The 25,844-nt window shown below is 60.0% G+C and carries 22 protein-coding genes; 13 read left to right on the top strand and 9 right to left on the bottom strand.

Annotation, left to right across the window (positions count from 1 at the left end):
* Positions 1–5: 5 nt before the first annotated feature.
* A complete protein-coding gene (locus tag NH234_RS00515) occupies positions 6–410 on the bottom strand; it encodes an acyl-CoA thioesterase (RefSeq protein WP_003229628.1) in 405 nt (134 codons plus the stop codon).
* Positions 411–789: 379 nt separating this feature from the next.
* Between NH234_RS00515 and NH234_RS00510 the strand changes: the two genes are divergently transcribed.
* The 8 genes from NH234_RS00510 (at position 790) to NH234_RS00475 (ending at position 11,368) form a co-directional block, all read left to right on the top strand.
* Positions 790–2,088, top strand: coding sequence for an MFS transporter (locus tag NH234_RS00510; RefSeq protein ID WP_085731335.1), 1,299 nt, complete (start codon positions 790–792; stop codon positions 2,086–2,088).
* A 153-nt stretch (positions 2,089–2,241) separates the two neighbouring features.
* Positions 2,242–3,243 (top strand): phosphate ABC transporter substrate-binding protein PstS, encoded by a 1,002-nt coding sequence (locus tag NH234_RS00505; RefSeq protein WP_085731336.1) that lies wholly within the window; start codon positions 2,242–2,244, stop codon positions 3,241–3,243.
* 424 nt (positions 3,244–3,667) lie between these two features.
* Positions 3,668–5,701 (top strand): ABC transporter permease subunit, encoded by a 2,034-nt coding sequence (locus NH234_RS00500; RefSeq protein ID WP_367257267.1) that lies wholly within the window; start codon positions 3,668–3,670, stop codon positions 5,699–5,701.
* Positions 5,702–5,716: 15 nt separating this feature from the next.
* On the top strand, positions 5,717–7,387 hold the full coding sequence (gene pstA / locus NH234_RS00495; RefSeq protein ID WP_367255304.1) for a phosphate ABC transporter permease PstA: 1,671 nt from the start codon (positions 5,717–5,719) through the stop codon (positions 7,385–7,387).
* A gap of 82 nt (positions 7,388–7,469) precedes the next feature.
* Entirely contained in the window at positions 7,470–8,303 is an 834-nt protein-coding gene (gene pstB, locus NH234_RS00490) for a phosphate ABC transporter ATP-binding protein PstB (RefSeq protein WP_065258233.1), read from the top strand.
* 74 nt (positions 8,304–8,377) lie between these two features.
* Positions 8,378–9,139, top strand: a complete 762-nt coding sequence (phoU, locus tag NH234_RS00485; protein ID WP_007954334.1) for a phosphate signaling complex protein PhoU — start codon at positions 8,378–8,380, stop codon at positions 9,137–9,139.
* 190 nt (positions 9,140–9,329) lie between these two features.
* Positions 9,330–10,286 (top strand): response regulator, encoded by a 957-nt coding sequence (locus NH234_RS00480; protein WP_367255301.1) that lies wholly within the window; start codon positions 9,330–9,332, stop codon positions 10,284–10,286.
* Between the two features lie 185 nt (positions 10,287–10,471).
* Positions 10,472–11,368 (top strand): M23 family metallopeptidase, encoded by an 897-nt coding sequence (locus NH234_RS00475; protein WP_085731340.1) that lies wholly within the window; start codon positions 10,472–10,474, stop codon positions 11,366–11,368.
* A gap of 6 nt (positions 11,369–11,374) precedes the next feature.
* On the opposite strand, the gene NH234_RS00470 is transcribed toward NH234_RS00475, so the two are convergent.
* From NH234_RS00470 to phoB, 3 genes are all read right to left on the bottom strand, one after another.
* Positions 11,375–12,715 carry a hemolysin family protein gene (locus NH234_RS00470; protein ID WP_007954342.1) on the bottom strand — a complete coding sequence of 447 codons (1,341 nt, stop codon included), beginning with the start codon at positions 12,713–12,715 and terminating at the stop codon, positions 11,375–11,377.
* A 111-nt stretch (positions 12,716–12,826) separates the two neighbouring features.
* Entirely contained in the window at positions 12,827–14,113 is a 1,287-nt protein-coding gene (phoR, locus tag NH234_RS00465; protein ID WP_256576007.1) for a phosphate regulon sensor histidine kinase PhoR, read from the bottom strand.
* A gap of 74 nt (positions 14,114–14,187) precedes the next feature.
* Positions 14,188–14,877, bottom strand: coding sequence for a phosphate regulon transcriptional regulator PhoB (gene phoB / locus NH234_RS00460; RefSeq protein WP_003229608.1), 690 nt, complete (start codon positions 14,875–14,877; stop codon positions 14,188–14,190).
* A 151-nt stretch (positions 14,878–15,028) separates the two neighbouring features.
* On the opposite strand from phoB, the gene NH234_RS00455 reads away from it, so the two are divergent.
* Positions 15,029–15,412, top strand: a complete 384-nt coding sequence (locus NH234_RS00455; RefSeq protein WP_367255298.1) for a hypothetical protein — start codon at positions 15,029–15,031, stop codon at positions 15,410–15,412.
* Positions 15,413–15,475: 63 nt separating this feature from the next.
* Here the strand turns inward: NH234_RS00455 and ubiA are convergent, their stop codons facing one another.
* Positions 15,476–16,366 (bottom strand): 4-hydroxybenzoate octaprenyltransferase, encoded by an 891-nt coding sequence (ubiA, locus tag NH234_RS00450; protein WP_367255297.1) that lies wholly within the window; start codon positions 16,364–16,366, stop codon positions 15,476–15,478.
* Complete coding sequence (locus NH234_RS00445) at positions 16,366–16,917, bottom strand: chorismate lyase (RefSeq protein ID WP_367255294.1); 552 nt, start codon at positions 16,915–16,917, stop codon at positions 16,366–16,368. The genes ubiA and NH234_RS00445 overlap by 1 nt, the downstream gene beginning before the upstream one ends.
* A gap of 199 nt (positions 16,918–17,116) precedes the next feature.
* Between NH234_RS00445 and NH234_RS00440 the strand changes: the two genes are divergently transcribed.
* From NH234_RS00440 to NH234_RS00430, 3 genes are all read left to right on the top strand, one after another.
* Positions 17,117–17,284 carry a rubredoxin gene (locus NH234_RS00440; RefSeq protein WP_007954349.1) on the top strand — a complete coding sequence of 56 codons (168 nt, stop codon included), beginning with the start codon at positions 17,117–17,119 and terminating at the stop codon, positions 17,282–17,284.
* A 21-nt stretch (positions 17,285–17,305) separates the two neighbouring features.
* On the top strand, positions 17,306–18,454 hold the full coding sequence (locus NH234_RS00435) for an NAD(P)/FAD-dependent oxidoreductase (RefSeq protein ID WP_367255292.1): 1,149 nt from the start codon (positions 17,306–17,308) through the stop codon (positions 18,452–18,454).
* A 192-nt stretch (positions 18,455–18,646) separates the two neighbouring features.
* Positions 18,647–18,922, top strand: coding sequence for an HU family DNA-binding protein (locus tag NH234_RS00430; RefSeq protein WP_003213368.1), 276 nt, complete (start codon positions 18,647–18,649; stop codon positions 18,920–18,922).
* Between the two features lie 130 nt (positions 18,923–19,052).
* Here NH234_RS00430 and NH234_RS00425 read toward each other — a convergent pair whose 3' ends face one another.
* The 3 genes from NH234_RS00425 to tssI form a co-directional block, all read right to left on the bottom strand.
* The gene (locus NH234_RS00425; RefSeq protein ID WP_367255290.1) at positions 19,053–19,448 is read right to left on the bottom strand and encodes a hypothetical protein; all 396 of its coding nucleotides are present in this window, start codon (positions 19,446–19,448) and stop codon (positions 19,053–19,055) included.
* Positions 19,449–19,535: 87 nt separating this feature from the next.
* Positions 19,536–20,225 carry a DUF2931 family protein gene (locus NH234_RS00420; RefSeq protein ID WP_367255288.1) on the bottom strand — a complete coding sequence of 230 codons (690 nt, stop codon included), beginning with the start codon at positions 20,223–20,225 and terminating at the stop codon, positions 19,536–19,538.
* Positions 20,218–23,559 (bottom strand): type VI secretion system tip protein TssI/VgrG, encoded by a 3,342-nt coding sequence (tssI, locus tag NH234_RS00415; protein ID WP_367255287.1) that lies wholly within the window; start codon positions 23,557–23,559, stop codon positions 20,218–20,220. Before tssI ends, NH234_RS00420 begins: the two co-directional genes overlap by 8 nt.
* Before the next feature lie 715 nt (positions 23,560–24,274).
* Between tssI and tssA the strand changes: the two genes are divergently transcribed.
* Positions 24,275–25,837: a type VI secretion system protein TssA gene (gene tssA / locus NH234_RS00410; RefSeq protein WP_085731349.1), complete on the top strand. Its 1,563-nt coding sequence runs from the start codon at positions 24,275–24,277 to the stop codon at positions 25,835–25,837.
* Positions 25,838–25,844 lie beyond the last annotated feature (7 nt).

Genomic DNA, 25,844 nt, shown 5'->3' with positions numbered 1-25,844 from the left:
GAGGTTTAACGTGCGCGTGGCGGAACCGAACGGGTGCGACCGCTGCCATCGATGGCCACGAACACGAACACCGCTTCGGTCACTTTACGCCACTCGCTGGACAGCGGATCGTCGCTCCACACCTCGACCATCATCTGGATCGAGCTGCGGCCGATTTCCAGGGTCTGGGTATAGAAGGACAATTGCGCGCCGACCGCCACCGGCACCAGGAACGCCATGCGGTCGATGGCAACGGTCGCGACACGGCCACCGGCGACGCGGCTGGCCATTGCAGTACCGGCCAGGTCCATCTGCGCCACCAGCCAGCCGCCGAAAATATCGCCGAAGCCGTTGGTTTCGCGGGGAAGCGCAGTGATTTGCAGGGCTAGGTCGCCTTGCGGGATCGGATCTTCTTGTTCGAGCTCTATCATGCCGGGGGTGCCTCTGACCCGTGACTCTTCGTTGGGTATTGCTGGTGGTAGCCGTCTTCAGGAAAAACGATTCAGCACCGAACATACTACGTTCGTCACGTTTTCCATAAGGCGTCTAAAGGGGAAACTCTGCGAAACCGGCTGGATACACGCGCCAAGGCGACCAACGACGTTTTCGCACAGCAACCCCCTACAGACCGGAGCAAGGTTGCGAGTATATCGGTCGGTAGACTCCGCGACGACCGTCCGGTTCTCATTTCGACCGTCAAATACGCGCCTCTATGTGCTTTTTCGAACAATTTGCTATGGTGCCGAACCTGCCCGAGCCACAGCCAGCGTTGTTGTGGCGGCAGATCCGACTATAAGAGAAGACCTTGCCATGACCACAGCGCCCTCGAGCCTCGCGCAGCCCGACCAACCCGCACGACCGTTGACCCGCAATGACTACAAGACTCTGTCGCTATCGGCCCTGGGCGGTGCGCTGGAGTTCTACGATTTCATCATCTTTGTGTTCTTTGCCACCGTGGTCGGCAAATTGTTCTTCCCGGCCGACATGCCCGAGTGGCTGCGCCTGATGCAGACCTTCGGCATCTTCGCCGCCGGTTACCTCGCGCGGCCGTTGGGCGGGATCGTGATGGCGCACTTCGGCGACCTGCTGGGGCGCAAGAAGATGTTCACCCTGAGCATTTTCATGATGGCCGTGCCGACCCTGATCATGGGCCTGCTGCCGACCTACGCGCAGATCGGCATGTGGGCGCCGATCCTGCTGTTGTTGATGCGCGTCATTCAGGGTGCGGCGATTGGCGGTGAGGTGCCGGGGGCGTGGGTCTTCGTTTCCGAACACGTACCTGGAAAGCACATTGGTTATGCCTGCGGCACCCTGACCAGCGGCCTGACCGCCGGCATCCTGCTGGGCTCGCTGGTCGCCACCGCGATCAATAGCATCTATACGCAAGTGGAAGTCTCGGATTACGCCTGGCGGATTCCATTCCTGCTCGGCGGCGTGTTCGGCCTGTTCTCGGTTTACCTGCGTCGCTGGCTGCACGAAACCCCGGTGTTCGCCGAACTGCAACAGCGCAAGGCCCTGGCCGAAGAAGTGCCGCTGCGCGCGGTGCTGCGTGACCATCGCGGTGCGATCGCCATCTCGATGCTGCTGACCTGGCTGCTGTCCGCCGGCATCGTCGTGGTGATCCTGATGACCCCGACCGTGCTGCAGACGGTCTATCACTTCTCGCCGACGATGGCGCTGCAATCCAACAGCCTAGCCATCGTCTTCCTGAGCCTGGGCTGCATCATTTCCGGCGCGCTGGCGGATCGCTTCGGTGCCGGTCGCGTTTTCGTGTTCGGCTGCCTGGGGTTGTTGATCAGCTCCTGGACCTTCTATCACAGCCTCGCCGATCACCCGGACTGGCTGTTCCCGCTGTATGCGCTGACCGGCTTCCTCGTCGGCACCATCGGCGCGGTGCCGTACGTGATGGTCAAGGCGTTCCCGCCGGTGGTGCGCTTCAGCGGTCTGTCCTTCTCTTATAACGTCGCCTACGCGATCTTCGGCGGCCTGACCCCGATGGTGGTCAGCCTGCTGCTGAAAGAAAGTGCGATGGGGCCTGCCTATTACGTGGCCGTGCTGTGCGGGATGGGGATCCTGGTCGGCGCCTGGCTGTGGAGCAAGGGCCGCTGATTCATCCCACACGTTCGGTTACATCTGAAAGGCCAGCCTTCCGACAGGGATGCTGGCCTTTCATCCAATTGTCATATTTCAGCCATAGAGTGTTCACACGGCCTGCTGATACTTGGCCCCGACTTAACACCCCCTATCTGCTAGGAGTAAGGCATGAAACTGAAGCGTTTGATGGCGGCAATGACTTTTGTCGCTGCTGGCGTTGCGACCGCCAACGCGTTCGCCGCTGTTGACCCGTCGATCCCGAGCTACACCAAGACCACTGGTGTGTCGGGCAACCTGTCCAGCGTCGGCTCCGATACCCTGGCCAACCTCATGACCTTGTGGGCCGAGAACTACAAGAAAGAATACCCGAACGTAAACATCCAGATTCAGGCCGCTGGCTCCGCCACCGCGCCACCTGCGCTGACCGAAGGCACCTCCAACCTGGGCCCGATGAGCCGCAAGATGAAGGACACCGAACTGGCGGCCTTCGAACAGAAATACGGCTACAAGCCAACCGCTATCCCGGTTGCCGTGGACGCCCTGGCTGTATTCGTACACAAGGACAACCCGATCCAGCACCTGACCATGGAACAGGTTGACGCGATCTTCTCGTCCACCCGTCTGTGCGGCGCCAAGGCCGAAGTGAAAACCTGGGGCGACCTGGGCGTGACCGGCGACCTGGCCAACAAGCCGGTTCAGCTGTTCGGTCGTAACTCGGTATCCGGCACCTACGGCTACTTCAAGGAAGAAGCCCTGTGCAAAGGCGACTACAAGCCTAACGTCAACGAACAACCAGGCTCGGCTTCGGTCGTGCAGTCGATCAGCTCCTCGCTGAACGGCATCGGTTACTCGGGCATCGGCTACAAGACCGCCAGCGTGAAAACCGTTGCTCTGTCGAAGAAAGGCAGCACCGATTTCATCGAAGACACCGAAGAAAACGCCCTGAACGGCAAGTACCCGCTGTCGCGTTTCCTGTACGTTTACGTCAACAAAGCCCCGAACAAGCCTCTGGCCCCGCTGGAAGCCGAGTTCGTGAAACTGGTTCTGTCGAAACAGGGCCAGGAAGTGGTAGTGAAAGACGGCTACATCCCGTTGCCAGCCAAGGTTGCTGCAAAAGCACTGGCTGACCTGGGTCTGCAGGAAGGCGGCGCTGAAGTCGCAAAAAAGTAACAAACTGAGTCAGGGGTGAACCCCGCCTGACTCATGTGTGGGGCCCGGCCCGCAAGCGGCCCGGCCCCCACACTCCCCGAATTCTTCTATCCACTGCCAGTGCCCTGCTGGCGGCGGATTTGGTGCGTCACTGCATTGTCATCTTTCTGTCATACAGGATCGCTAGGGTGTGCGCATGAATGATCTGGCCAATTCCAAAATGACTACGAACCCTCCCAAGCGCATTGACTTCAATACGCCTGAGTTGCAACGCAAGCGCCGCATTCGCGCGCTCAAGGATCGCTTCACCCGCTGGTACGTCCTCGTCGGCGGTCTGGCGGTACTGGCAGCCATCACCCTGATCTTCTTCTTCCTCGCCTACGTCGTTGCGCCACTGTTCAAGGGCGCTGACCTGACTGCGAAAGACGCTATCACCCCGGCCTGGATGCAGGACGCCGGCAAGCCACTGATGATTTCGCTCGAAGAGCAGAATCAGGTGGCCATGCGCGTTTCCGACAAGGGCCAGGCGCTGTTCTTTGATATCGACAGTGGCGCTGAATTGAAGCGCGTCGATCTGCCGTTGCCGGCAGGCACTAGCGTGACCTCCATCGGCGAAGACCAGCCGGGCCATCCGTTGGTGGCCGTGGGTCTGTCCAACGGTCAGGCGCTGGTGTTCCGTCACACCTATAAAGTCAGCTACCCGGAAGGCAAGAAAACCATCGCCCCGGCGATCGAGTTCCCGTACGGCGAGACGCCGATTGCGCTGAACGAAAGCGGCGGTGCGCTGGAGCACGTCAGCCTCAACGCCTCCGACTCGACCCTGATGCTGGTCGGCTCCACCGGTTCGCAACTCAATGTGTTGTCGCTGACCAGCGAAGAAAACATGATGACCGGCGAAGTCACCAACGAACAGAAGCGCATTGATCTGCCGCAGATGACTGAACCGGTTAAAAACATCTTCGTCGACCCGCGCCAGCAATGGCTGTATGTGGTTAACGGTCGTGCTCAGGCCGACGTGTTCAGCCTGCGCGACAAGAGCCTCAACGGTCGCTACAAGCTGCTGGAAAACGCCGACGCGCAAGTCACTGCCGCCACTCAACTGGTGGGTGGCATCTCGCTGATCGTCGGCGACTCCACCGGTGGCCTGGCCCAGTGGTTCATGGCCCGCGACACCGATGGCGAGCTGCGCCTGAAGCAGATCCGCACCTTCCAGATGGGCAAGACGCCGATCGTTGAAATCACCGCTGAAGAGCGTCGCAAAGGCTTCCTCGCACTGGATGCCAGCGGCAAGCTTGGCGTGTTTCACAGCACCGCGCATCGCACCTTGCTGGTTGATCAGGTGGTCGAAGGACAGGGCCTGTTCGGTCTGTCGCCACGCGCCAACCGTGTGATCGTCGAGGCCGGCGGCAAGCTGCAACCGCTGTTGCTCGACAACCCGCACCCGGAAGTATCGTGGAGCGCGCTGTGGAGCAAGGTCTGGTACGAGAACTACGACGAGCCTAAATACGTCTGGCAATCGACTGCGGCCAACACCGATTTCGAACCGAAACTGAGCTTGTCGCCACTGACCTTCGGCACCCTGAAAGCCGCGTTCTACGCGATGCTGCTGGCGGCACCACTGGCCGTTGCCGCTGCGATCTACACCGCGTACTTCATGGCCCCGGGCATGCGCCGCAAGGTCAAACCAGTGATCGAGCTGATGGAAGCGATGCCGACGGTGATCCTCGGCTTCTTCGCAGGTCTTTTCCTCGCACCGTATGTGGAAGGGCATCTGCCGGGCATCTTCAGCCTGCTGATGCTCCTGCCGATCGGCATCCTGGTGGCCGGTTTCACCTTCAGCCGCCTGCCTGAGTCGATCCGCCTGAAAGTCCCGGACGGCTGGGAGAGTGCGCTGCTGATCCCGGTGATTCTGTTTGTGGGCTGGCTGTCGCTGTACATGAGCCCGTTCATGGAGAACTGGTTCTTCGGCGGTGACATGCGCATGTGGATCTCCCACGACCTGGGCATCACCTACGACCAGCGCAACGCACTGGTGGTCGGTCTGGCCATGGGCTTCGCGGTGATCCCGAACATCTACTCGATCGCCGAAGACGCCGTGTTCAGCGTGCCGCGCGGCCTGACCCTGGGCTCGCTGGCCCTCGGTGCCACGCCGTGGCAGACCATGACTCGCGTGGTCATCCTGACCGCCAGCCCGGGCATCTTCTCGGCACTGATGATCGGCATGGGCCGTGCGGTCGGTGAAACCATGATCGTGCTGATGGCCACTGGCAACACCCCGGTCATGGAAATGAACCTGTTCGAAGGCCTGCGCACCCTGGCCGCCAACGTTGCGGTGGAAATGCCGGAGTCGGAAGTCGGCGGCAGCCACTACCGCGTGCTGTTCCTCTCGGCGCTGGTGCTGCTGTTGTTCACCTTCGTCATGAACACCCTCGCGGAACTGATTCGTCAGCGTCTGCGCAAGAAATACTCGTCGCTTTAAGAAAGGTAGAAGTCTGTGAAACAGAACTCCCTGAATGGATGGTTCAAGAGCGGCGCCCCGGGCGTCTGGATCAGCGGTGGCGCGGTGTCCATCGCGGTCATCATGACCATTGGCCTGCTGGCGGTGATTGCCGTGCGTGGTCTGGGTCACTTCTGGCCGGCGGACCTGATCCACGCCAGCTACAACGTCCCTGGCCAAGGCAATCACCTGGTCATCGGCGAAGTGGTGCAGAAGGAAGAAGTGCCCCGCGCACGCCTGAAGAGCGCCGGCTTGCCGGTGCCTGACCAGGGCCCGGAATTCATGACCCGCGAGCTGATCAAGGTCGGCAACCGCGACCTGAACGGCAACGACTTCACCTGGATCGTCGGCGAGTGGCTGACTGACCAGAAGAACCCGCCGGAGCTGATGGCGCTGGAGCGTCGTGAGTGGGGCAACTTCTACGGCTACCTGGTCAACGTCAAACAGGACGGCAAAGTGATTGCCGAGGGCGAAGCGGCCTGGCCCGAGCTGCAAGCGCGGATCAACCGCGTGAACGGCCTTGCCGCGCAGCTCAAGACCCTGGAAAAAACCGACATCGGCGCGATCAACGCCGGTCTCGAGCGCATCCGTCTGCACGGTCGCAAACTGGAACTGGAGGGCAAGCTCGACGCCACCGCGCAAGCGGACATGGACGCCGAACGTGCCGAGCTGAACGCCCGCTATCAGGACGTCGAAGCCCGTCTGGCCGATCTGCACGCGCAATTCAACCGCGACGCTTTGACCGCTCGCGATGCCAACGGCAAGGAAATCGAAATCGGCCTGGGCAAAGTGGTTCACGCCTACCAGCCGAACGCGATGGGCACCTTCACCAAGGTCGGCTTCTACTTCAACAAGGTTTGGGAGTTCCTGTCCGACGACCCGCGTGAAGCGAACACCGAAGGCGGGATTTTCCCGGCGATCTTCGGCACCGTGATGATGACTTTGATCATGGCGATGATCGTGACCCCGTTCGGCGTGCTGGCGGCGGTTTACCTGCGTGAATACGCCAAACAGAACACCCTGACCCGGGTTATCCGGATCGCGGTGAACAACCTGGCGGGTGTTCCTGCGATTGTTTACGGCGTGTTCGGTCTGGGCTTCTTCGTTTACGTGCTGGGCGGTTCGCTCGACCGTCTGTTCTTCCCGGAAGCGCTGCCGGCACCGACCTTCGGTACGCCGGGTCTGCTCTGGGCGTCGCTGACCCTGGCGCTGCTGGCGGTGCCGGTGGTGATCGTGGCCACCGAAGAAGGTCTGGCGCGGATCCCGCGCACCGTGCGTGAAGGTTCGCTGGCCCTCGGCGCGACCAAGGCTGAAACCCTGTGGAAGATCGTTCTGCCGATGGCCAGCCCGGCCATGATGACCGGCATGATCCTCGCGGTGGCCCGCGCCGCCGGTGAAGTGGCGCCGCTGATGCTGGTGGGTGTGGTGAAACTGGCGCCGTCGCTGCCGGTTGATGGCAACTACCCGTACCTGCACCTGGATCAGAAGATCATGCACCTGGGCTTCCATATTTATGACGTCGGCTTCCAGAGCCCGAACGTTGAAGCCGCGCGACCGCTGGTGTACGCCACCGCGTTGCTGCTGGTGCTGGTGATTGCCGTGCTCAACTTGTCGGCGGTGTGGATTCGTAACCACCTGCGCGAGAAGTACAAGGCGCTGGACAGCTGATCGCCGTTACAAGAATTGAAGGGCTGCCGGCCTGATTCCCGGCAGCCAACCGAACCGAATTTGTTAGCACAGGGGATCTCCCATGCAGCACGAAACACATACCCACGGCATCAACATGTCTGCCCTGGGCCGCGACAAGCAGAGCCTGAACCTCGAGCAGGAAACCGTGGCCATCGAAGTGCCGGGCCTGAGTCTGTTCTACGGCGAGAAACAAGCGCTGTACGACGTCAGCATGAACATCCCGAAACAGCGCGTGACCGCCTTCATCGGCCCGTCCGGCTGCGGCAAGTCCACGCTGCTGCGTACCTTCAACCGCATGAACGACCTGGTGGACGGCTGCCGCGTCGAAGGCGCGATCAACCTCTACGGCAATAATATCTACCGCAAGGGCGAGGACGTGGCCGAGCTGCGTCGCCGGGTCGGCATGGTGTTCCAGAAGCCCAACCCGTTCCCGAAGACCATCTACGAAAACGTGGTCTACGGCCTGCGCATCCAGGGCATCAACAAGAAGCGCATCCTTGATGAAGCCGTCGAATGGGCACTGAAGGGCGCGGCCCTGTGGGACGAAGTGAAAGACCGTCTGCATGACTCGGCACTCGGCCTGTCCGGCGGTCAGCAACAGCGTCTGGTGATCGCCCGCACCATCGCCGTGGAACCGGAAGTGCTGCTGCTCGACGAACCGTGCTCGGCCCTCGACCCGATCTCGACCCTGAAAGTCGAAGAGCTGATCTACGAACTCAAATCCAAGTTCACCATCGTCATCGTGACCCACAACATGCAGCAGGCGGCGCGGGTGTCCGACTACACCGCGTTCATGTACATGGGCAAACTGGTGGAATTCGGCGACACCGATACCCTGTTCACCAATCCGGCCAAGAAGCAGACCGAAGACTACATCACCGGTCGTTACGGCTAGCAGACACTGGTTGTCGCTCACTGAATTGACGCTGCGGCCCGCCGCACCTTACCGGACGCTCCAAGGACGCCAACATGATTAGTAAAGAAGGCCTTACCCATCACATTTCCGCGCAGTTCAACGCCGAACTGGAAGAAGTGCGCAGCCACCTGCTGGCCATGGGCGGGCTGGTCGAGAAGCAGGTCAACGACGCGGTCACCGCGCTGATCGAGGCCGACTCGGGCCTGGCCCAGCAAGTGCGCGAGATCGACGACCAGATCAACCAGATGGAACGCAACATCGACGAAGAATGCCTGCGCATTCTGGCCCGTCGTCAGCCGGCGGCGTCCGACCTGCGTCTGATCATCAGCATTTCCAAGTCGGTGATCGATCTTGAGCGCATCGGCGACGAAGCGACCAAGATCGCCCGTCGCGCGATCCAGCTTTGCGAAGAAGGCGAGGCACCGCGCGGTTACGTCGAAGTGCGCCACATCGGCGACCAGGTGCGCAACATGGTCCGCGATGCGCTGGACGCCTTTGCCCGCTTCGACGCCGACCTGGCGTTGTCGGTGGCGCAGTACGACAAGATCATCGACCGCGAATACAAGACCGCCCTGCGTGAGCTGGCGACCTACATGATGGAAGACCCGCGCTCTATCTCGCGGGTCTTGAGCATTATCTGGGTGCTGCGTTCGCTGGAGCGGATCGGCGACCACGCGCGCAATATTTCGGAGCTGGTGATCTACCTGGTGCGCGGCACCGACGTGCGCCACATGGGCCTCAAGCGCATGAAGGAAGAAGTTGAAGGGACAAGCGGCGAAACCGCTAATGTTCCGGGTGATGCTGACGATAAGTAAGATTGCCTGAGAAAAGCGCCCGGCCCTTTGGCCGGGCGTTTTTGTTTCTGCTTTTCAGAAGGCAGATCCGAGTTGAAGAGCGAATTAAAAAGCAGCACCCGCGAACGAAAAGTCCCGGCGTGACTGAAGAGTTTTGGCAATGTGCCATCAGCCAGCGTTATGCTTGCCGGGATTTTAATAGGGGTGTTGGATGAGCAAGATCAGTGTGTTGGTCGTGGACGATGCATCGTTCATTCGTGACCTGGTGAAAAAGTGCCTGCGTAATTACTTCCCGGGGATCCGCGCCGAGGACGCCATCAACGGCAAGAAGGCTCAGGCCATGCTGGCCAAGGAAGCCTTCGACCTGGTGCTGTGCGACTGGGAAATGCCGGAAATGTCCGGCCTCGAACTGCTGACCTGGTGCCGTGAGCAGGACAACCTCAAGACCATGCCGTTCATCATGGTCACCAGCCGGGGCGACAAGGAAAACGTCGTGCAGGCGATCCAGGCCGGCGTCACCGGATACGTCAGCAAGCCGTTCACCAACGAGCAACTGCTGACCAAGGTCAAGCAGGCCCTGAACAAGGTCGGCAAGCTCGACACCCTGATGAACAGCGCTCCGACCAAGATGAACTCGGCATTCGGCAACGACTCGCTGAGCGCGTTGACCGGCGGCAAGGCTGCCGTGGTCGGTTCCGCACCGGCTGCTGCTGCGGCCAACCCGTTTGCCAAGCCTGCCGCTGCGGCCCCGGCACCTGCCGCCGCGCCACAGCGTGGCCTGCTCAACAGCCCGCCCGTGAAAGCCCCGGCAGCCTCCAGCGCTCCGGCCGGTGGTCGCGGTCAGGGCCAACTGCGCCTGCCGAGCGGCACCCAGCAATGCGTGATCAAGGCCCTGAGCATCAAGGAAGCGCTGTTGGTGGTGAAACGCACCGACACCCTGCCGCAGATCCTCGACAGTGCCGTGCTCGATCTGGAGCAGGGCGACAACGCCGAAATCGCCCGCCTCAACGGCTACCTGCATGCCGTCGTCGCCCACGAGCCGAAACCCGACAGCGACTGGTTGCAACTGACCTTCCGCTTCGTCGACCAGGACGCGCAGAAGCTCGACTACATCTCCCGCCTGATCGCCCGCGGCACGGCGCAGAAGCACTTCGTTCCGGGCGCGTAAGCGTCGCGGCGAAAAAGGTCGCAGCCTGGGTCAGCCCCGCAAAGGAGAGTATTCCAATGCGTGAGCGGCCCCGGGCTGCGGCCTTTTGTTTTGTGCTGTGCCAAATTTGAAACATCTGTCGACTAGCCTGGTCTGCTTCAGCTGCTAGGCTCATTCCCAGGCCTTACTCGACAGAACTTTTGCCCATGCTCCTGCGCCTGCTGTTTTTCTGTGGTCTGTTCATGGCCTCCACCTCGACTGTGGCCATGACGATCTACAAATCCACCGATGCCAACGGAGTGGTTTCGTACAGCGACCGTCCGAGCAAAGGCTCCCAGGTGTTCGTGTTTCAGGACCGGATGGTCGAGAGGCTCGAGCGTCAGGTCTATCTCGACATCAAGAAGCAGAAGGGCACGGACGTGGTATTCGTGCGCAACGACCTGTATGCACCGGTGGAGGTCGCGCTGGCGTTCACCGGGATGAGCAATGTGCGCGGTGCGCCGACGGAAACGATCCGCCGGGTACTGCCGGCGCGCAGCAATACGCGGCTGGCGCTGCTGACGGCGGTGTCCGGTGGCAAGCCGCTGGTGTACACGCCGATGTTCCAGTATTCCCTCGGTGACCCCGCAGGTGCGGCTCAGAGCTATCGCTATCCGTTTCCGTGGCGGGGCGGACCGTTCCGTCTGAGTCAGGGCGCTAATGGCGATTACAGCCACTACGGGCCGAAGAACAAATATGCGATGGATATCGCCATGCCGGTCGGTACGCCGATCATCGCGGCCCGGGCTGGCGTGGTGGTGAAGACCGAGAATTCCCAGAGCGGGCGCGGTACCGATCCTTCCGGCAATTTCGTACGGATCCTGCACGACGACGGCACGATGGGCGTGTACCTGCACCTCAAGCAAGGGTCGGTGAGTGTGCGGGAAGGGCAGCGAGTGGCGGTGGGCAGTCCGCTGGCGCTGTCCGGCAACACCGGCAACAGCAGCGGCCCGCACCTGCACTTCGTGGTGCAGCGCAATACAGGAGGGGGGCTGGTATCGATTCCGTATCAGTTCAACCAGCCGCTGGGGGCATTGCCCAACTTTGCGTTGGGCAAGCGGTAATCCCCGTCAGTCGAGCATCAGCACCTTGGCCAGAATGATCTTCGGGCCTTTCATCTTCTTGATGATGATCCGCAGGCCTTCGACTTCCAGCACTTCTTCCTCTTCCGGTACCCGTTTCAGGGTTTCGTAGATCAGCCCGGCGAGGGTTTCGGCTTCGATGTGGTCCAGGTCGATACCCAGCAGGCGCTCGACCTTGAACAGCGGCGTATCGCCCCGCACCAGCAGTTTGCCTGGCTGGTAGGCGAGGATGCCGCGCTCGGCCTTGCGGTGTTCGTCCTGGATGTCGCCGACCAGCACCTCCAGCACGTCTTCCATGGTCAGGTAGCCGATGATGTTGCCGTCGGCTTCTTCAACCACCGCGAAGTGCGAGCCGCCCTTGCGGAACTGCTCAAGCAACTGCGACAGCGGCATGTGCCGCGATACGCGTTCCAGCGGTCGGGTCAGTTCGGCGAGGTTGAACGACTCGGGAATGTGATCCAGCGCTGCCAGTTCCAGCAGCAGGTCCTTGATGTGCAGCAGGCCGACGAATTCCTTGCGCTCGCTGTCGTACACCGGATAGCGGCTGAACTTGTGGCGACGGAACATCGCCAGGATTTCTTTCAGCGGGGCGTTGAACTCGAGGGTGATCAGGTCTTCCCGGGAGTTGGCCCAGTCGACCACTTCCAGTTCGCCCATTTCCACCGCCGAGGCCAGCACGCGCATGCCTTGGTCGCTTGGGTCCTGGCCGCGGCTGGAGTGCAGGATCAGTTTCAGTTCTTCACGGCTGTAATGGTGCTCGTGATGCGGGCCGGGCTCGCCTTGCCCCGCGATGCGCAGGATGGTGTTGGCGCTGGCGTTGAGCAGGTAGATCGCCGGGTACATGGCCCAGTAGAACAAGTACAGCGGCACCGCCGTCCACAGCGACAGCAATTCGGGTTTGCGGATCGCCCAGGATTTGGGTGCGAGTTCGCCGACCACGATGTGCAGGTAGGAAATGATGAAGAACGCGGTGAAGAACGAAATGCCTTTGACGACTTCGGCCGACTGCACGCCGACCGCGCTCAGCAGCGGCTCGAGAATGTGCGCAAACGCCGGCTCACCGACCCAGCCCAGGCCGAGGGAGGCGAGGGTGATACCGAGCTGGCACGCCGAGAGGTACGCATCGAGCTGACTGTGTACGGTGCGCAGGATATGCCCGCGCCAGCCGTGCTGTTCAGCGATGGCTTCGACCCGGGTCGAGCGCAGTTTGACCATGGCGAACTCCGCCGCAACGAAGAAGCCGTTGAGCAGAACCAGGATCAGAGCGAAAAGAATCATGCCGAAATCGGCGAATATTGTTGCGAGGGACAAGCCAGGGGAAGGGTCCATGATGGAGTTATGCGGGTTCCGTGTGATTCGTAAGAGATAAGAAATCGCGCCTGATAGGCAGGCGCAAGTCAGCCAATGTAGCGGCTGACCTGGCGATTGCCTAGTCCGGCATTACTCAGCGGCGCTGATGAGCCGTGCCTGGGCGACCTGCGCCGGGGCGAAATGGCAGGTGAACGTGCTGCCGTGGCCGGGCACGCTGCTGATCTCCATCCGCGCACGATGGCGCAGCAACACGTGTTTGACGATGGCCAGGCCCAGGCCCGTGCCGCCGGTGTTGGAGTTGCGACTGGAGTCGACGCGGTAGAAGCGTTCGGTCAGGCGCGGCAGGTGTTTGCTGTCGATGCCGATCCCGGAATCCTGCACGCTCAGGTGCGCGCCCTGATCGTCGCCCCACCAGCGGATGCGGATATTGCCTTCGGCCGGGGTGTATTTGACGGCGTTGAACACCAGGTTGGAAAACGCGCTGCGCAGTTCCGCCTCGCTGCCCTTGAGCAGGATGCTGGCGTCGGCTTCCAGGGTGATTTTCTGATTTTTCGACCCCGACAGCTGCTGTGCATCGCTCTTGATCGACTGCAACAGGGTGTCGATGTGCACGGGCTGGTTGTCCGACGGGTAATCGGTGGCTTCCAGCTTGGCCAGCAGCAGCAAGTCATTGAGCAGGGTTTGCATGCGCCCACCCTGTTGCTGCATCTGCTGCAGGGCACGGCTCCAGCGCGGGTTCACTTCCTCGACGTTGTCGAGCAGGGTTTCCAGATAGCCGCAGATCACCGTTAGCGGGGTGCGCAGCTCGTGGGAGACGTTGGCGATGAAGTCTTTGCGCATCTGTTCCAGTTGATGGATGCGCGTGACGTCGCGCACCAGCATCAAGTGTTCGTTGTTGCCGTAGCGCGTGAGGTACAGCTGGATGCGCACGCGGTCGTTGGTCGGCGAAGGGATTTCGAGCGGTTCGGCGTAGCTTTCCTGCTCGAAGTATTCCTTGAAGCGCGGATGGCGGACCAGGTTGGTCACCGGCTGGCCGCTGTCTTGCGGGGTTTTCAGGCCGAGCAGGGTTTCGGCGGCGCGGTTCCACCATTCCAGGTTGCCGTCGCTGTCGAGCATGATCACCGCGTCTTTCAACGCAGCGGTGGATTCCTGAACGCGGTCGATCACCGCTTGCAGTCGCCCGCGTACCCGTTGGTCGCGGCGTTGCAGGTGGTAGATGCTGTCGAACACTTCACCCCACAGACCGTAGCCGTCGGGTGGTGCTTCATCGGGTTGGTGCAGGCGCAGCCATTCGTGCAGGCGCAGCAGTTGCTTGAGCGTCCAGGCCAGGTACAGGCCCAGCCCCGCCGCGAGGCTCCAGCCGTAGTAGCCGGTGATCAGGCCGATCACCAGGCAGCCGGTGACCAGCAACAGCATGTGGCGAATCAGGGTGCCATGCCAGTTTTGATTCACGGGAAATACGGTCCTTGTCAGCGAGTCTGGCGGTCGGCTCAGGCCTTGGTGGAGAACCGATAGCCGGTGCCGCGCACGGTTTGTACCAGATTTTCGTAGGCGTCGCCGAGGGCCTTGCGCAGGCGCCGGATGTGCACGTCGACCGTGCGCTCTTCAACATAGACGTTGCCGCCCCAGACCTGATCCAGCAACTGACCACGCGTGTAGGCGCGTTCCTGGTGGGTCATGAAGAATTGCAGCAGACGGTATTCGGTCGGGCCCATCTCGGCCGGACGGCCGTCGATGGTCACGCGGTGGCTGATCGGGTCGAGCAGCAGGCCGCCGACTTCGATCGGCGCTTCGCCATCGGTCGGGCCGGCGCGGCGCAGCACGGCCTTGAGGCGAGCCACCAGTTCGCGTGGGGAAAACGGTTTGGTGATGTAGTCGTCGGCGCCGACTTCCAGGCCCTGGATCTTGTTGTCTTCTTCGCCCTTGGCGGTGAGCATGATGATCGGGATGTCCCCGGTCAGTTCGTCACGCTTGAGGCGGCGGGCCAGCTCGATGCCGGAGGTGCCGGGCAGCATCCAGTCGAGCAGGATCAGGTCCGGTTTGCGGTCGACGATAATGGCGTGCGCCTGCTGCGAGTTCTCTGCCTCGAGGCAGTCATAGCCGGCCATTTCCAACGCAACGGCGATCATTTCGCGAATGGGCGCTTCGTCGTCGACGATCAGAATGCTCCTGCCAACCATGCCTTAATCCTCTTGTCATTTAACTGTCTTGCGCCGCATTAGATAACGGAATTATTGCAGTCGTGTGACAGTATTTTAGTCCGGCGGCGATTGTGCAAATCCTGAACTAAGCTCTAAGTCCGAATCCTGACAACCACAAAAGAAGGTTTCCATGACTCAAATGACTACTTCCTTTAAAACTCTGCTGATGGCCGCTGCCCTGACCCTGCCCGGACTGGCGATGGCGGCCGAACCGGCGATGATGAAAGACGGCATGATGGTCGACCACAAAGGCATGACCGTTTACACGTTCGACAAGGACGCTGGCGGCAAGTCGATGTGCAACGACAAATGCGCCGAGAACTGGCCTCCGATGATGGCACCGGCAGGTGCGAAGGCAGAGGGCAAGTGGACGGTGATCAAGCGCGATGACGGCAAGATGCAGTACGCCTACGACGGCAAGCCGCTGTATACCTTCAAGATGGACGCCAAACCAGGTGACATGATGGGTGACGGCAAGATGGACGCGTGGCATGTGGTTCACGAGCACAAGTAAGCCATCGGCAGTGAAACAGCATCGCGGCCCGCAGGCATTGCCTCGGGCCGCGATGCTTTGAGGTCAGCGCAACGCGTAATCCAGCACGATCCCGACGAAAATCGCCAAACCGGCCCAGTGGTTGTGCAGGAACGCCTTGAAGCAGCGCATCCGGTCGCGATCACGGGTGTACCAGAACTCCCAGGCATAGCACCCGGCCGCCACCAGCAGGCCGAGGTGGAACCACATCCCCAACTCGAACTTCGATCCGGCCAGCAACAGGCAGCCCAGCGACAGGGCCTGCAAGGTCAGGATGATCACCCGGTCCGCCTCGCCGAACAGGATCGCCGTGGATTTCACTCCGATCTTCAAGTCATCGTCGCGGTCGGTCATCGCGTAATAGGTGTCGTAGCCCACCGTCCACAGCAGGTTGGCGATCCACAGCAGCCAGGCAGTCGCTGGCAGCTCACCGGTTTCGGCGGTGAACGCCATCGGCATGCCCCAGGAAAACGCCGCACCCAGCACTACCTGCGGGTAATAGGTGTAGCGCTTCATGAACGGATAAGTGAACGCCAGCGCCAGGCCACCCAGCGACAGCCAGATCGTCGCGGCGTTGGTGCACAGCACCAGCAGGAAGCTCATGCCCATCAGCAGGGCGAAGAACACCAGCGCCTCTTTCGAGCTGATCCGGCCAGCAGCGAGCGGGCGTTCGGCGGTGCGCTTCACATGGCCGTCGACCTTGCGGTCGGCCCAGTCATTGATGACGCAGCCGCCGGCACGAGTCAGCACCACGCCAAGGACGAAAATCACGACGTTGGCCAGCGACGGCGAACCTTTACCGGCAATCCACAGCGCCCAGAGTGTCGGCCACAGCAGCAGGTAAATGCCGATCGGCTTGTCCATGCGGGTCAACTGGATGAAGTCCCAGGCGCGAGGGTTCAGGCGATTCAGGGATTTGAGCAGGCTTTGATACATCAGCAGTTCTCCGGACGGGCGCGGACGGCTTCCCACAGCGTGGGCAGGAAAATCTCCGCCACCAGTACGCTCAATGCACCACGGTCGAAACGCGAACGACGGCCCCACAGACCGATGGCCCGGGAATCCTCGGGCAGCCAGTGTTCCGGGTAATGGCAGACTTCGATGGCGCGCCGCTGGAACGCGTGATCGCAGAACAGCAGTTCGCCCAGCGAGCGGCTGCCCAACTCATCCATATGCAACCCGTCGCCCTGCAAGGCGCTGCGCGAGGCCACGCTGCGGGCGAACACCCACGCCTCGCCACGCCCGCGCAAATACACCTCGCGCACCCAGCCTTCGCTGCCTTCGGCCAGGTCCAGCGCCGCGCATTCGTCGTCACGCAGGGTCTGCCAGCCTTCGAACAGCGGCGTGACACTGAAACCGTCATCGGACAGGCGCGTCAGCCGGCGGGTCAGGGAGCCTTCGTCGAACAGCCAGTCGAGCGTGGACGTGTCGGGGAGGGGTGTCAGGTGGCTTTGCGGGCGCCACAACGGGGCGTTTTTGAGTTGCACAATGAGTCATTATTGGCAGCAAATGAGGCGGCGAGCTTACCATGGCGCACCGCGAATTTGATTGATCCGGGCCGCCATTGCGCCGAACAGGCTTGCATCTGGCCGGTACCATCAGTACAAAACGCCCTGAGCCGGACGGCAGCGCTGCACCATCGACCGTCCGCGCCGGCTAAAGCCTGAACCCTGAGGAAGTACCTGAATGAAAAAGTGGCAATGTGTGGTCTGCGGCCTGATCTATAACGAAGCCGACGGCTGGCCGGATGATGGTATTGCGCCGGGCACCCTGTGGCAGGACGTGCCGGAAGACTGGCTGTGCCCGGACTGCGGCGTCGGCAAGATGGACTTCGAAATGATCGAAATCAACTGAGAAAACACTGAGGAGTAGGGCATGAGCGCACCTGTCGTAATCGTTGGCACCGGGCTTGCGGGTTACAACCTGGCCCGCGAGTTTCGCAAACTCGATGGCGAAACCCCGCTGCTGCTGATTACCGCCGATGACGGTCGTTCCTACTCCAAGCCGATGCTCTCCACCGGCTTTGGCAAGAACAAGGACGCCGACGGCCTGAGCATGGCCGAACCGGGCGCCATGGCCGAGCAGTTGAAGGCCGAGATCCGCACCCACACCCGCATCAGCGGCATCGACCCGGGCCACAAGCGGCTGTGGATCGGCGAGGAAGCGGTGAGTTATCGCGACCTGATCCTCGCCTGGGGCGCCGAAACCGTGCGTGTGCCGATTGAAGGCGATGCTGGGGATCTGGTGTTCCCGATCAACGATCTCGAAGACTACGCACGGTTTCGCGCGGCCGTGGCGGGCAAGCGTCGGGTGTTGCTGCTCGGTGCCGGTCTGATCGGCTGTGAGTTCGCCAACGACCTGATCCTCGGCGGCTACGAAGTGCAACTGGTTGCGCCGTGCGAGCAGGTGATGCCGACCCTGTTGCACCCGTCCGCTGCCGCAGCGGTGCAGGCCGGGCTGGAAAGTCTCGGAGCCCGTTTCCACCTCGGCCCGGTGCTGACCCGTTTGCAGAAAGTCGCGGATGGGCTGGAAGCACACCTCTCCGACGGTCAGGTCATCCCGTGCGATGTGGTGGTGTCGGCCATCGGCCTGCGCCCACGGATTGATCTGGCAGCGGCTGCCGGCATCCAGACCAACCGCGGTGTGGTGGTCGACCGTCATCTGCAAACCTCTCACGCCAATATTTACGCCTTGGGCGACTGCGCCGAGGTCGACGGGCTGAATCTTCTGTACGTCATGCCCCTCATGAGTTGTGCGCGAGCGCTGGCACAGACCCTGGCCGGCAACCCGACTGTGGTGAACTACGGACCGATGCCGATCACCGTGAAAACCCCGGTCTGCCCGTTGGTGGTTTCGCCGCCGCCACGGGGCCGTGAAGGCGTCTGGACCGTCGAAGGGCAGGGCGCCGACGTCAAGGCGCTGTGTCACGATGCGCAAGGGCAATTGCTCGGTTACGCCCTGACTGGCGCGGCGGTGATGGAAAAACTTGCGCTGAACAAGCAGCTTCCGGCCTTGCTGGCGTAAATACCGGTCGTTCTGTCGGAATCACCCCGCTTTTGCCCCCACAAAGGTCGCGGGGAGACTGGCGCCGCCCTTAACCGCGTGCCATCCTCACTCCCGTCTGCCGCAGAGTAGAGCCTGCGGCGCCTTGGGCGCTGTTCCAACGAGAACAGCACGGACATAACAACAAAAAACCGACTCAAAGGGGCTTCACTAATGCGTAAACCAGAACTCGCCGCTGCAATCGCTGAAAAAGCAGATCTGACCAAAGAGCAGGCCAACCGCGTTCTCAACGCCGTTCTCGAAGAAATCACCGGCGCCTTGCACCGCAAGGACAGCGTCACGCTGGTGGGTTTCGGCACCTTCCTGCAACGCCACCGCGGTGCCCGCACCGGCAAAAACCCGCAAACCGGGGAACCCGTCAAAATCAAGGCCAGCAACACTGTTGCGTTCAAGCCGGGCAAATCGTTGAAAGACAGCGTCAATCCGTAATCCAGAGCCCGCACAGCGGGGGAGCGGAATAAAAAATGGGCATCTCGATTGCGGTCGGATGCCCATTTTTGTTGGCTGTTGACCAGCCGAGCCGGTCTTGGCAGATCGTAATGGCATTTGTCTTGGCCGGTTACCCGTAGGTGGCCATCACCATTCTGGCGAACTCGTCCTTGCTTGGCTGGTGCCCATAGGATTTCAGGTATTGACGCCACTCGGACTCGAGTATGGGGCTTTCGTATTCGCCCTCCGTCGCCAGATGTGTAGCTGCATCATCTATCAGGGCCTGGGTGTAATGTTTCGAGGATTTGTTTGCACTGGCTTCCGAAGTGGAAATGAACGGTCCCGCCACGGTGAAAAGCAAGCCGATACCCGTCAGCATTGAGAACTCCAGGGGACCACCGTTCACCAGGCATCCAATACCAACGCAGCCTTCCGCTCGAACAGAGGTGCTGGTTGTGAGCGTCAGCATGACAACCAGAGCGCATCCAATCCCCGATATTGATTGTTTATTGTGTTTACCGCTCATGTTGGTTTTAAAGCTCCCTTTTATTGTTTATGGATCCCTTTGTTCAGTGACTGCAGATTGGCAAGTAACTGGAGGAGGTGTGATGCTTTACCAGCTTCCGTAGGGGATGCCGTATTTTTCGATGTAAGCCCTGGACTCTTCATAGAACTCCCTGTGTCTTCCGTTGGTTTTGCCATCGTAGGGGCCTTTGGGATAGATCTTGCCCTGGACTCGCATGACCTCGGTCGACAAAAGACATCGGCCACCCAGCCAGACCTTGGTGATGCCGCCTGGCGCGAGGCCGATGACCATCATATTTCGGTAATCCGTGATCCACTTGCCGTCTGCCCTACAGAAAGCTCTCTCACCCTTGAGCATTGTCTGACGCACTGAATCCGGGATTTTTATGAAGGCCCTGTAAGTTTGTGGTTCGGCCATGGACTGCCAGCGGACGTAAACCAGATAGGGCAGCGCGGCCCCCGTGACACGTCGACCTTTGCCTACCGGATGTTCTGGCCATCCTGATGCCTGCCCACGAAAAGTGGTGGGTACACCTTTACTGTGCGGTCGAGGATAGACAAACGCTGGAACTCCCCAGGCTGCCTCCAGAAATACGCGTTTGTTAACGTCCACGACATCGGCAGTTTCGATCCAGGCCTCCATGTAGTCGGGTGTGAAGAACCTGAGCATCCAGCCATCATAAGGCAGTGAACTTGTGCTACTGGATGCGCAGCCGCCCAGCAAGACAACCAATATCCATGTGAAGCCAATTTTGAGCATGTATGAGTTCTCATGCATTGGGGTGCACCACGCGAACAGACTTTTCGGCAGGACGATTGATAAACAGGATGCTCAATTCGGATTCGTTCAAACCCTTCGCAGCATTCCAGTTGGATGACAGATGGATGTAGCGTTGAGCGAGTACCGCATGCTCGTTCAGGCCAAGACCGGTATTGCGGGTTTCGCCCAGCGCATAAGCCATCAATTTCTGGGCAATACCCATGAGCTCTTCTGGTAACGCGTAACTCTGAGCTTCTTCGTTAATCGTTTCGAACTCGACACCGTTCCGGGTCGCCAACTCCCGCATGATTCGCAGGTAAATCAGGGACAGATCATTGCGCACGATGCGTTCGCAATAGACTGCCGCATACACATTTTTTGACTTTCGCCTGTCGCCCTTGACGTTACTGACCGTTTCCACTGCCCAGTTTTTCACTTGAAGGGGTAGCCCATAAAGCCGCAATTGGTCCTGAAGCCGATGGAGTTCCTGTTCAGCCAATCGATAAGCATTGGTTGCCGATGACGGGGTATTGAAGTCCACATCGCGACTGCAGCGTGGCTTGCCAAGCAGTACTCGTTCAACGAAACCCGGCAGATACCCGCCTCCCAAGTCAGCGTGAACGCCTGGCAACACAATGTCGGCATTGCCGGCGCTGTTGAGCGAAAAGTTGTGGCGACGCTCGTCCTGGGCAACCAGATGCACGATTTTCTTCGCCATGCCGGGCGCCAGATACAGGTTGATGCCGGGGTTGTTGGCGTCATGAGCGCTGAAATCGCCGTCAGCCATACTGCTTACGGCGGCAACCGTGTCGAAGATGCCGATAAAGTTGATGCTGGAATCGCTGTTGGCGCGCCAGGAGAAACCCTCAAGAAATAGCGGAGAGTCTGCCGGGATGAGGCGGGCCAATGGGCTTTGCTCGCCTTTTAACACTTCATTTGCAAAGTGCCTCGCCGCTGCGGCGCCGCGGCTGAAGCCGAAGATGTCGAATTGAACTGCCTTAATCTTGCGGGTCGGGTTCGCCAACTCGAAAAGGCGAATCCCATCCAGGATACGAGCCGGGCTTTGTTGAACTTTCGCCACTATTCCTTGTGCACCTGTGCCGGTTATTTGCGAAAGGGTCGAGTCACCTTCATGCCTGCTGGTGCCGATGCCATCAAGGTAGATCGGGATGTACCCAATAGTTTCGTCCTCACTCAGATGCCGAACTTGGTCATCTCTATACAACCCAAACAATTTCGCCACATTGCTGGTGTCATTCCCATAGCTGTTATCCGGCGCATTGCCCTTTGCGTCATATCCGTTCATTTGGCAGAACTTTTGAATGTCCTCGGCTTCCTTTTCCAGATTTACATCTCGTGCATGACAGCCCTTTACGTGTTCGCTGTTAAACAGGTTGTTCCCCGTCCCATCGAAAAACACGCCAATCCTCAACGTAATCCCGGCAGGCGTTTCATCCTCCAGCTCGACTTCTTCTTCCTCTTCTTCGAGCTCGCTTTCCTCTGGGGAGGGTTGCGAGGCGGTCGTCTGTCTTGCTGCCGGATCACCCATGGCCTGCGACACAAAACGCTTGGCAGATCCATCCCTGGATACCTCGCCGCCCATCACAATCTCGGTACTGCTGAAGATCCCGCCCTCGTCGATCACGATGTGATGACCGCCTGCTTTCAGCGTGATGCTGGCGCCCGCATCCAGCACCACATTGGCACCGGCCTTGATCTGCACGTGCTGTCCCGCCTCGACGGCAATGACCTTGCCGACAGATGTCTGGCTGCTGCCCTGGATGCTTTCTCGTCGATCGCGTCCGACCTCCAGTCGACTGTCATGGAGGATCTGCCGCTCCATGTCTCGTTGGGCGCGCAGGTAAACCAGTTCCTGGCCGGCGCGGTCTTCTAGCGTCAGTTCGTTGTAGCCGCCGGTGTCGGGTGAGCTGCGACTGCGCAGTACGGTGCGGGTCTTGTGCTCGGGCAATCTGTAAGGCGCGGGTGTGAGTTTGTTGATCACGCAACCGGTAATCAGTGGTTGATCGGGGTCGCCCTCCAGAAAGGTCACCACGACTTCCATTCCGACGCGGGGAAGGGTCATTGCGCCAAAACCGTTTCCGGCCCAGTTCGACGACACTCGTACCCAACAACTGCTGCGTTCGCAGTTCAGCTCGGCCCGGTCCCAGTGGAATTCGATCTTCACGCGACCGAACTCATCGCAGTAGATCTCTTCACCTTTTGGCCCGGTTACCCGAGCCGTCTGGCTCACCAACGGAGGACGGCGCGCAGATAGAGGCGGGCGGAAAACCACTTCGGCAGGTATGGCGCGGAAGCTGTTGCGATATCCCTGGGTAAAACCGTCTGCAGAAGCGGTTTCGTGTGTAGCGTGTTCCTCCAGAACTTGAGGTTGTCGCCCGGTGTGCGTGACCTCAAGTAATTGCCACAGTCCGTTGCATTGCTTGCGGGGATGTTCGGTCAGTTCGAACAGGTGGCCACAGCGCAGGGTTGGCTGGTTGCTGTGACCCTCGGCCGTTTCATAATCGGCGCGATGGCGTTCCAGGGCCTGACGGGCAAGCTGTTTGCCACGTTTTTCGTTCTCCATCGCCAGCGGGTATCGATAGTCCTCAAGTCCGGGTGTGAAATCGGCGACAAAGCGGCTTTCAAGCAACAGGTGCGGGCGCTTCAGATCGTAGTCTCGACGGGTGACGCGGCTGGTACGTGTTCGGGCGTGCCAGGAAAACCGGTGGACCACCGGGTGCTCCGCCACCATCGCGCTGTCGTGCCGGTAGGTTGTTGCGTGCAATGTCTGCAGGAACACCGTGTCATCGGTGAACACCAGCAAATGCCTCTCCACAGAATGCTGGTGATGCCATGTGATGCCGTCTTCGGCGCACAGGCGCTGGATGAACTCGAAATCGCTTTCACCGTACTGGGTGCAGTATGCGCGTGGTGGCAAGGTCCGGACATGGAACCTGAACGCATCGGCAAGGATGCCGTGCCGTTTGAGCACTTGGGTGATGATTTGCGGGACAGTCTGGTTCTGGAAAATCTGTTGATCGTGACTGAACTGCAAATAGTGGAGGACTGGAACCAGTGTCAGGCCATAGTGCGACAGGCGCTTTCCCGACTCGCCGGCCTGTACATCCTCGATGCACCCGTGAATACCTTCGCCATTCAGTCCGAAGCGCAGGAACGCCGGCTGACCAAGCAAAGGTTCCATGTCGAAATCATGAACCTCGCAGACGAGTTCTACCTTGATGGCATACAGCGTGCCGACGGCCTCGGAACCCTCGAAAGCCAACACCTTGAAGTCGTTGCGAACGGCGGGAATCTGCAGCGTAAAGCGCGCAGAAATGACAGCTCCAGACATACGCTTGTCCTTAAGCAGAGAGGGAAATTTGGCGTGATGTCGAAACCCTCCCTGGTCAGCGCACGCGAACATTGGCCGGCACGCTAACAAGGCATGAAACAGATTTATGTAAGAAGAGTCCCTGGTTTAAGTCGGAACATTCCGTGTTGTAAAACAGCGTCAGGGTTGTGGGAAATGCCTGTGGGAAAGTGATTCAAGGCGATAACGCCCCCTGCGATAGTGCTGTCTGTGCAGGTATTCCAACAATATTCAACGTATGAATTGCCATCAATTTGATGGCACTTTTACTGTTTGTAGTTGTCGCCAGTCATTTGTTAATAGATGAGCGTGTATTTTCGGAAGCGTCCTACTTCAAATTTTTTTCGTTTTTGTCATGCTTTTATCCGTATTTATGGAACGGGCGTGCCATCACTGTTGCTGGCTTACACTGGGCGCTCTAGATCAATGCTTACGGGGCAGAATGCCGAAAATGTGAAATATAAACCGATATCAGGGAAAACCCTGCGACATATAGGGCGATCTCCTACACACCCCAATGAACACTTCGTCTTGTTGTTTAATCAGATGCTTGCTAGTGGCCATCATACTGATTACGATGCGCGCACTTGAAAGAGCAAACACTCAATTGGATGAGTTTTCCCACTGCTCTTCGATACTGTCCCGCGCCGCTGCAATTCCAATAGGCGCACGACCGTAATCCAAATAAAGGCCATGGATGTCCTACTCAAGCAAACTTTCCGCCCATTACCTCGAACTCGCTAAAGTCTCTGTTTCCAAAGAGAATTTTGCGGGCGAAGACGTTCGTTTCTCGAGCGAGTTCGAGGCGCTGGAAAGCGAGCTGGCCAAAGCCTCGTCGATGCACGAAAGCGGGCAGATCGACTGGCTGAAAATTCGCGAAAACAGCGAAAACCTCCTGCGTACTCAATCAAAGGATTTGCGTGTCGGCGCCTGGCTGACCTGGTCGCTGTACCAGCGTGAATCCTTCCCCGGTCTGCTAGCCGGCCTCGGTTTTCTGCACCATTTGTCGGAAAACAACTGGGCCGAGATTCACCCGCTCAAACCCCGCACCCGGGCCGCCGCCATTGGCTGGCTGGTGCCGCGTCTGGAGCAGGTGATCACCGAGAACATCGCGATCAAGGAACAGCTGCCGATGTTCCGGCAGTTATCGGAGCATCTGTCCGGTCTCGACGCCGCCTGCACCGAGCATCTGGGCGATGATGCACCGCTGCTGCTGCCGCTTTCCCGCCGCCTGAAAACCATGATCCAGCGCGCCGCCGACAACCAGCCGGCTCCCGGCGTGGTGGGCGCGGCGGTGGCACAGGTCAAACAGGCCGCCAGCCAGTTGCTGGCGCCCGGCGCGCCGATCGACAACGAGAAAGAAGCCCACAAGGCCCTGCGCGCCCAGCAGGAAAGCGCCCGTCCGTTGTGCGCCTGGTGGCTCAAGCAGAAAGCCACCGATCTGCGCGCCCTGCGCCTCAACCGCACCTTGCTGTGGATGACGATCGACGCCGTTCCCGAGCGCAATGCCGAGCAGATCACCGTGCTGCGCGGGTTGCCGGTCGACAAGCTCAAGCAGTATCAGGACCGTTTCGATCAGGGCAAATACGCCGACCTGCTGGTGGAACTGGAGGCGAGCCTGGCGAAGGCGCCATTCTGGTTCGATGGCCAGAGGATGGTCTGGGAGTGTCTCCAGAATCTCAACGCCGAGCTGGCCATGCGCGAAGTGGAAATCCACTTCGCGCTTTTGATTCAGCGCCTGCCCGGCATCATTGAGCTGCGTTTCCATGACGGCGCGCCGTTCGCCGATCCGTCCACCCGGGCGTGGATCGCCGCCAACGTCATGCCGCACCTGCAAAGCGCCAGCGCGCCGCGCAAGGTCGAAACCGAAAACGCCGAAACCCAGCCAGCCTGGGAAAAGGCTCTCGAAGAAGTCCAGCCGATCCTGCGCAAGGAAGGCCTCAAGCCCGCCGTGCAGATCCTCAAGCAGGGCCTGCAATCGGCACACGGCGGTCGCGAACGCTTTTTCTGGCAGTTCGCCCTCGCGCGGCTGTGCTTCCTGGCCAAGAAATACGAACTGGCCAAGAACCAGCTCGAAACCCTCGATCAGACATTACAGGACTCAGGCCTGCACGCCTGGGAGCCCGATCTTGCATTGGAAGTGCTGCACCTGCTGCACAGTTGCTGCGAGTTGTTACCGCAGAACCATGCCGTACGTGAACGCAAGGAAGAGATTTATCGCAGGCTGTGCCACCTCGACCTCGAAGTGGTACTCGAATAGGCCCCAG

This window comes from Pseudomonas sp. stari2 (assembly GCF_040760005.1).
Classification (GTDB): domain Bacteria; phylum Pseudomonadota; class Gammaproteobacteria; order Pseudomonadales; family Pseudomonadaceae; genus Aquipseudomonas.
This window is presented reverse-complemented; position numbering and strand designations above follow the sequence as displayed.

Coding starts and splice junctions, on each gene's coding strand:
- NH234_RS00515 (WP_003229628.1), bottom strand. CDS start 410: ATGATAGAGCTCGAACAAGAAGATCCGATCCCGCAAGGCGACCTAGCC.
- tssI (WP_367255287.1), bottom strand. CDS start 23,559: ATGTCTGGAGCTGTCATTTCTGCGCGCTTTACGCTGCAGATTCCCGCC.
- NH234_RS00470 (WP_007954342.1), bottom strand. CDS start 12,715: ATGGACCCTTCCCCTGGCTTGTCCCTCGCAACAATATTCGCCGATTTC.
- phoB (WP_003229608.1), bottom strand. CDS start 14,877: ATGGTTGGCAGGAGCATTCTGATCGTCGACGACGAAGCGCCCATTCGC.
- NH234_RS00420 (WP_367255288.1), bottom strand. CDS start 20,225: ATGCATGAGAACTCATACATGCTCAAAATTGGCTTCACATGGATATTG.
- pstB (WP_065258233.1), top strand. CDS start 7,470: ATGCAGCACGAAACACATACCCACGGCATCAACATGTCTGCCCTGGGC.
- NH234_RS00505 (WP_085731336.1), top strand. CDS start 2,242: ATGAAACTGAAGCGTTTGATGGCGGCAATGACTTTTGTCGCTGCTGGC.
- NH234_RS00425 (WP_367255290.1), bottom strand. CDS start 19,448: ATGAGCGGTAAACACAATAAACAATCAATATCGGGGATTGGATGCGCT.
- NH234_RS00455 (WP_367255298.1), top strand. CDS start 15,029: ATGACTCAAATGACTACTTCCTTTAAAACTCTGCTGATGGCCGCTGCC.
- NH234_RS00440 (WP_007954349.1), top strand. CDS start 17,117: ATGAAAAAGTGGCAATGTGTGGTCTGCGGCCTGATCTATAACGAAGCC.
- NH234_RS00475 (WP_085731340.1), top strand. CDS start 10,472: ATGCTCCTGCGCCTGCTGTTTTTCTGTGGTCTGTTCATGGCCTCCACC.
- NH234_RS00480 (WP_367255301.1), top strand. CDS start 9,330: ATGAGCAAGATCAGTGTGTTGGTCGTGGACGATGCATCGTTCATTCGT.
- NH234_RS00510 (WP_085731335.1), top strand. CDS start 790: ATGACCACAGCGCCCTCGAGCCTCGCGCAGCCCGACCAACCCGCACGA.
- NH234_RS00500 (WP_367257267.1), top strand. CDS start 3,668: ATGCAGGACGCCGGCAAGCCACTGATGATTTCGCTCGAAGAGCAGAAT.
- tssA (WP_085731349.1), top strand. CDS start 24,275: ATGTCCTACTCAAGCAAACTTTCCGCCCATTACCTCGAACTCGCTAAA.
- NH234_RS00435 (WP_367255292.1), top strand. CDS start 17,306: ATGAGCGCACCTGTCGTAATCGTTGGCACCGGGCTTGCGGGTTACAAC.
- phoU (WP_007954334.1), top strand. CDS start 8,378: ATGATTAGTAAAGAAGGCCTTACCCATCACATTTCCGCGCAGTTCAAC.
- ubiA (WP_367255297.1), bottom strand. CDS start 16,366: ATGTATCAAAGCCTGCTCAAATCCCTGAATCGCCTGAACCCTCGCGCC.
- phoR (WP_256576007.1), bottom strand. CDS start 14,113: ATGCTGTTGCTGGTCACCGGCTGCCTGGTGATCGGCCTGATCACCGGC.
- NH234_RS00430 (WP_003213368.1), top strand. CDS start 18,647: ATGCGTAAACCAGAACTCGCCGCTGCAATCGCTGAAAAAGCAGATCTG.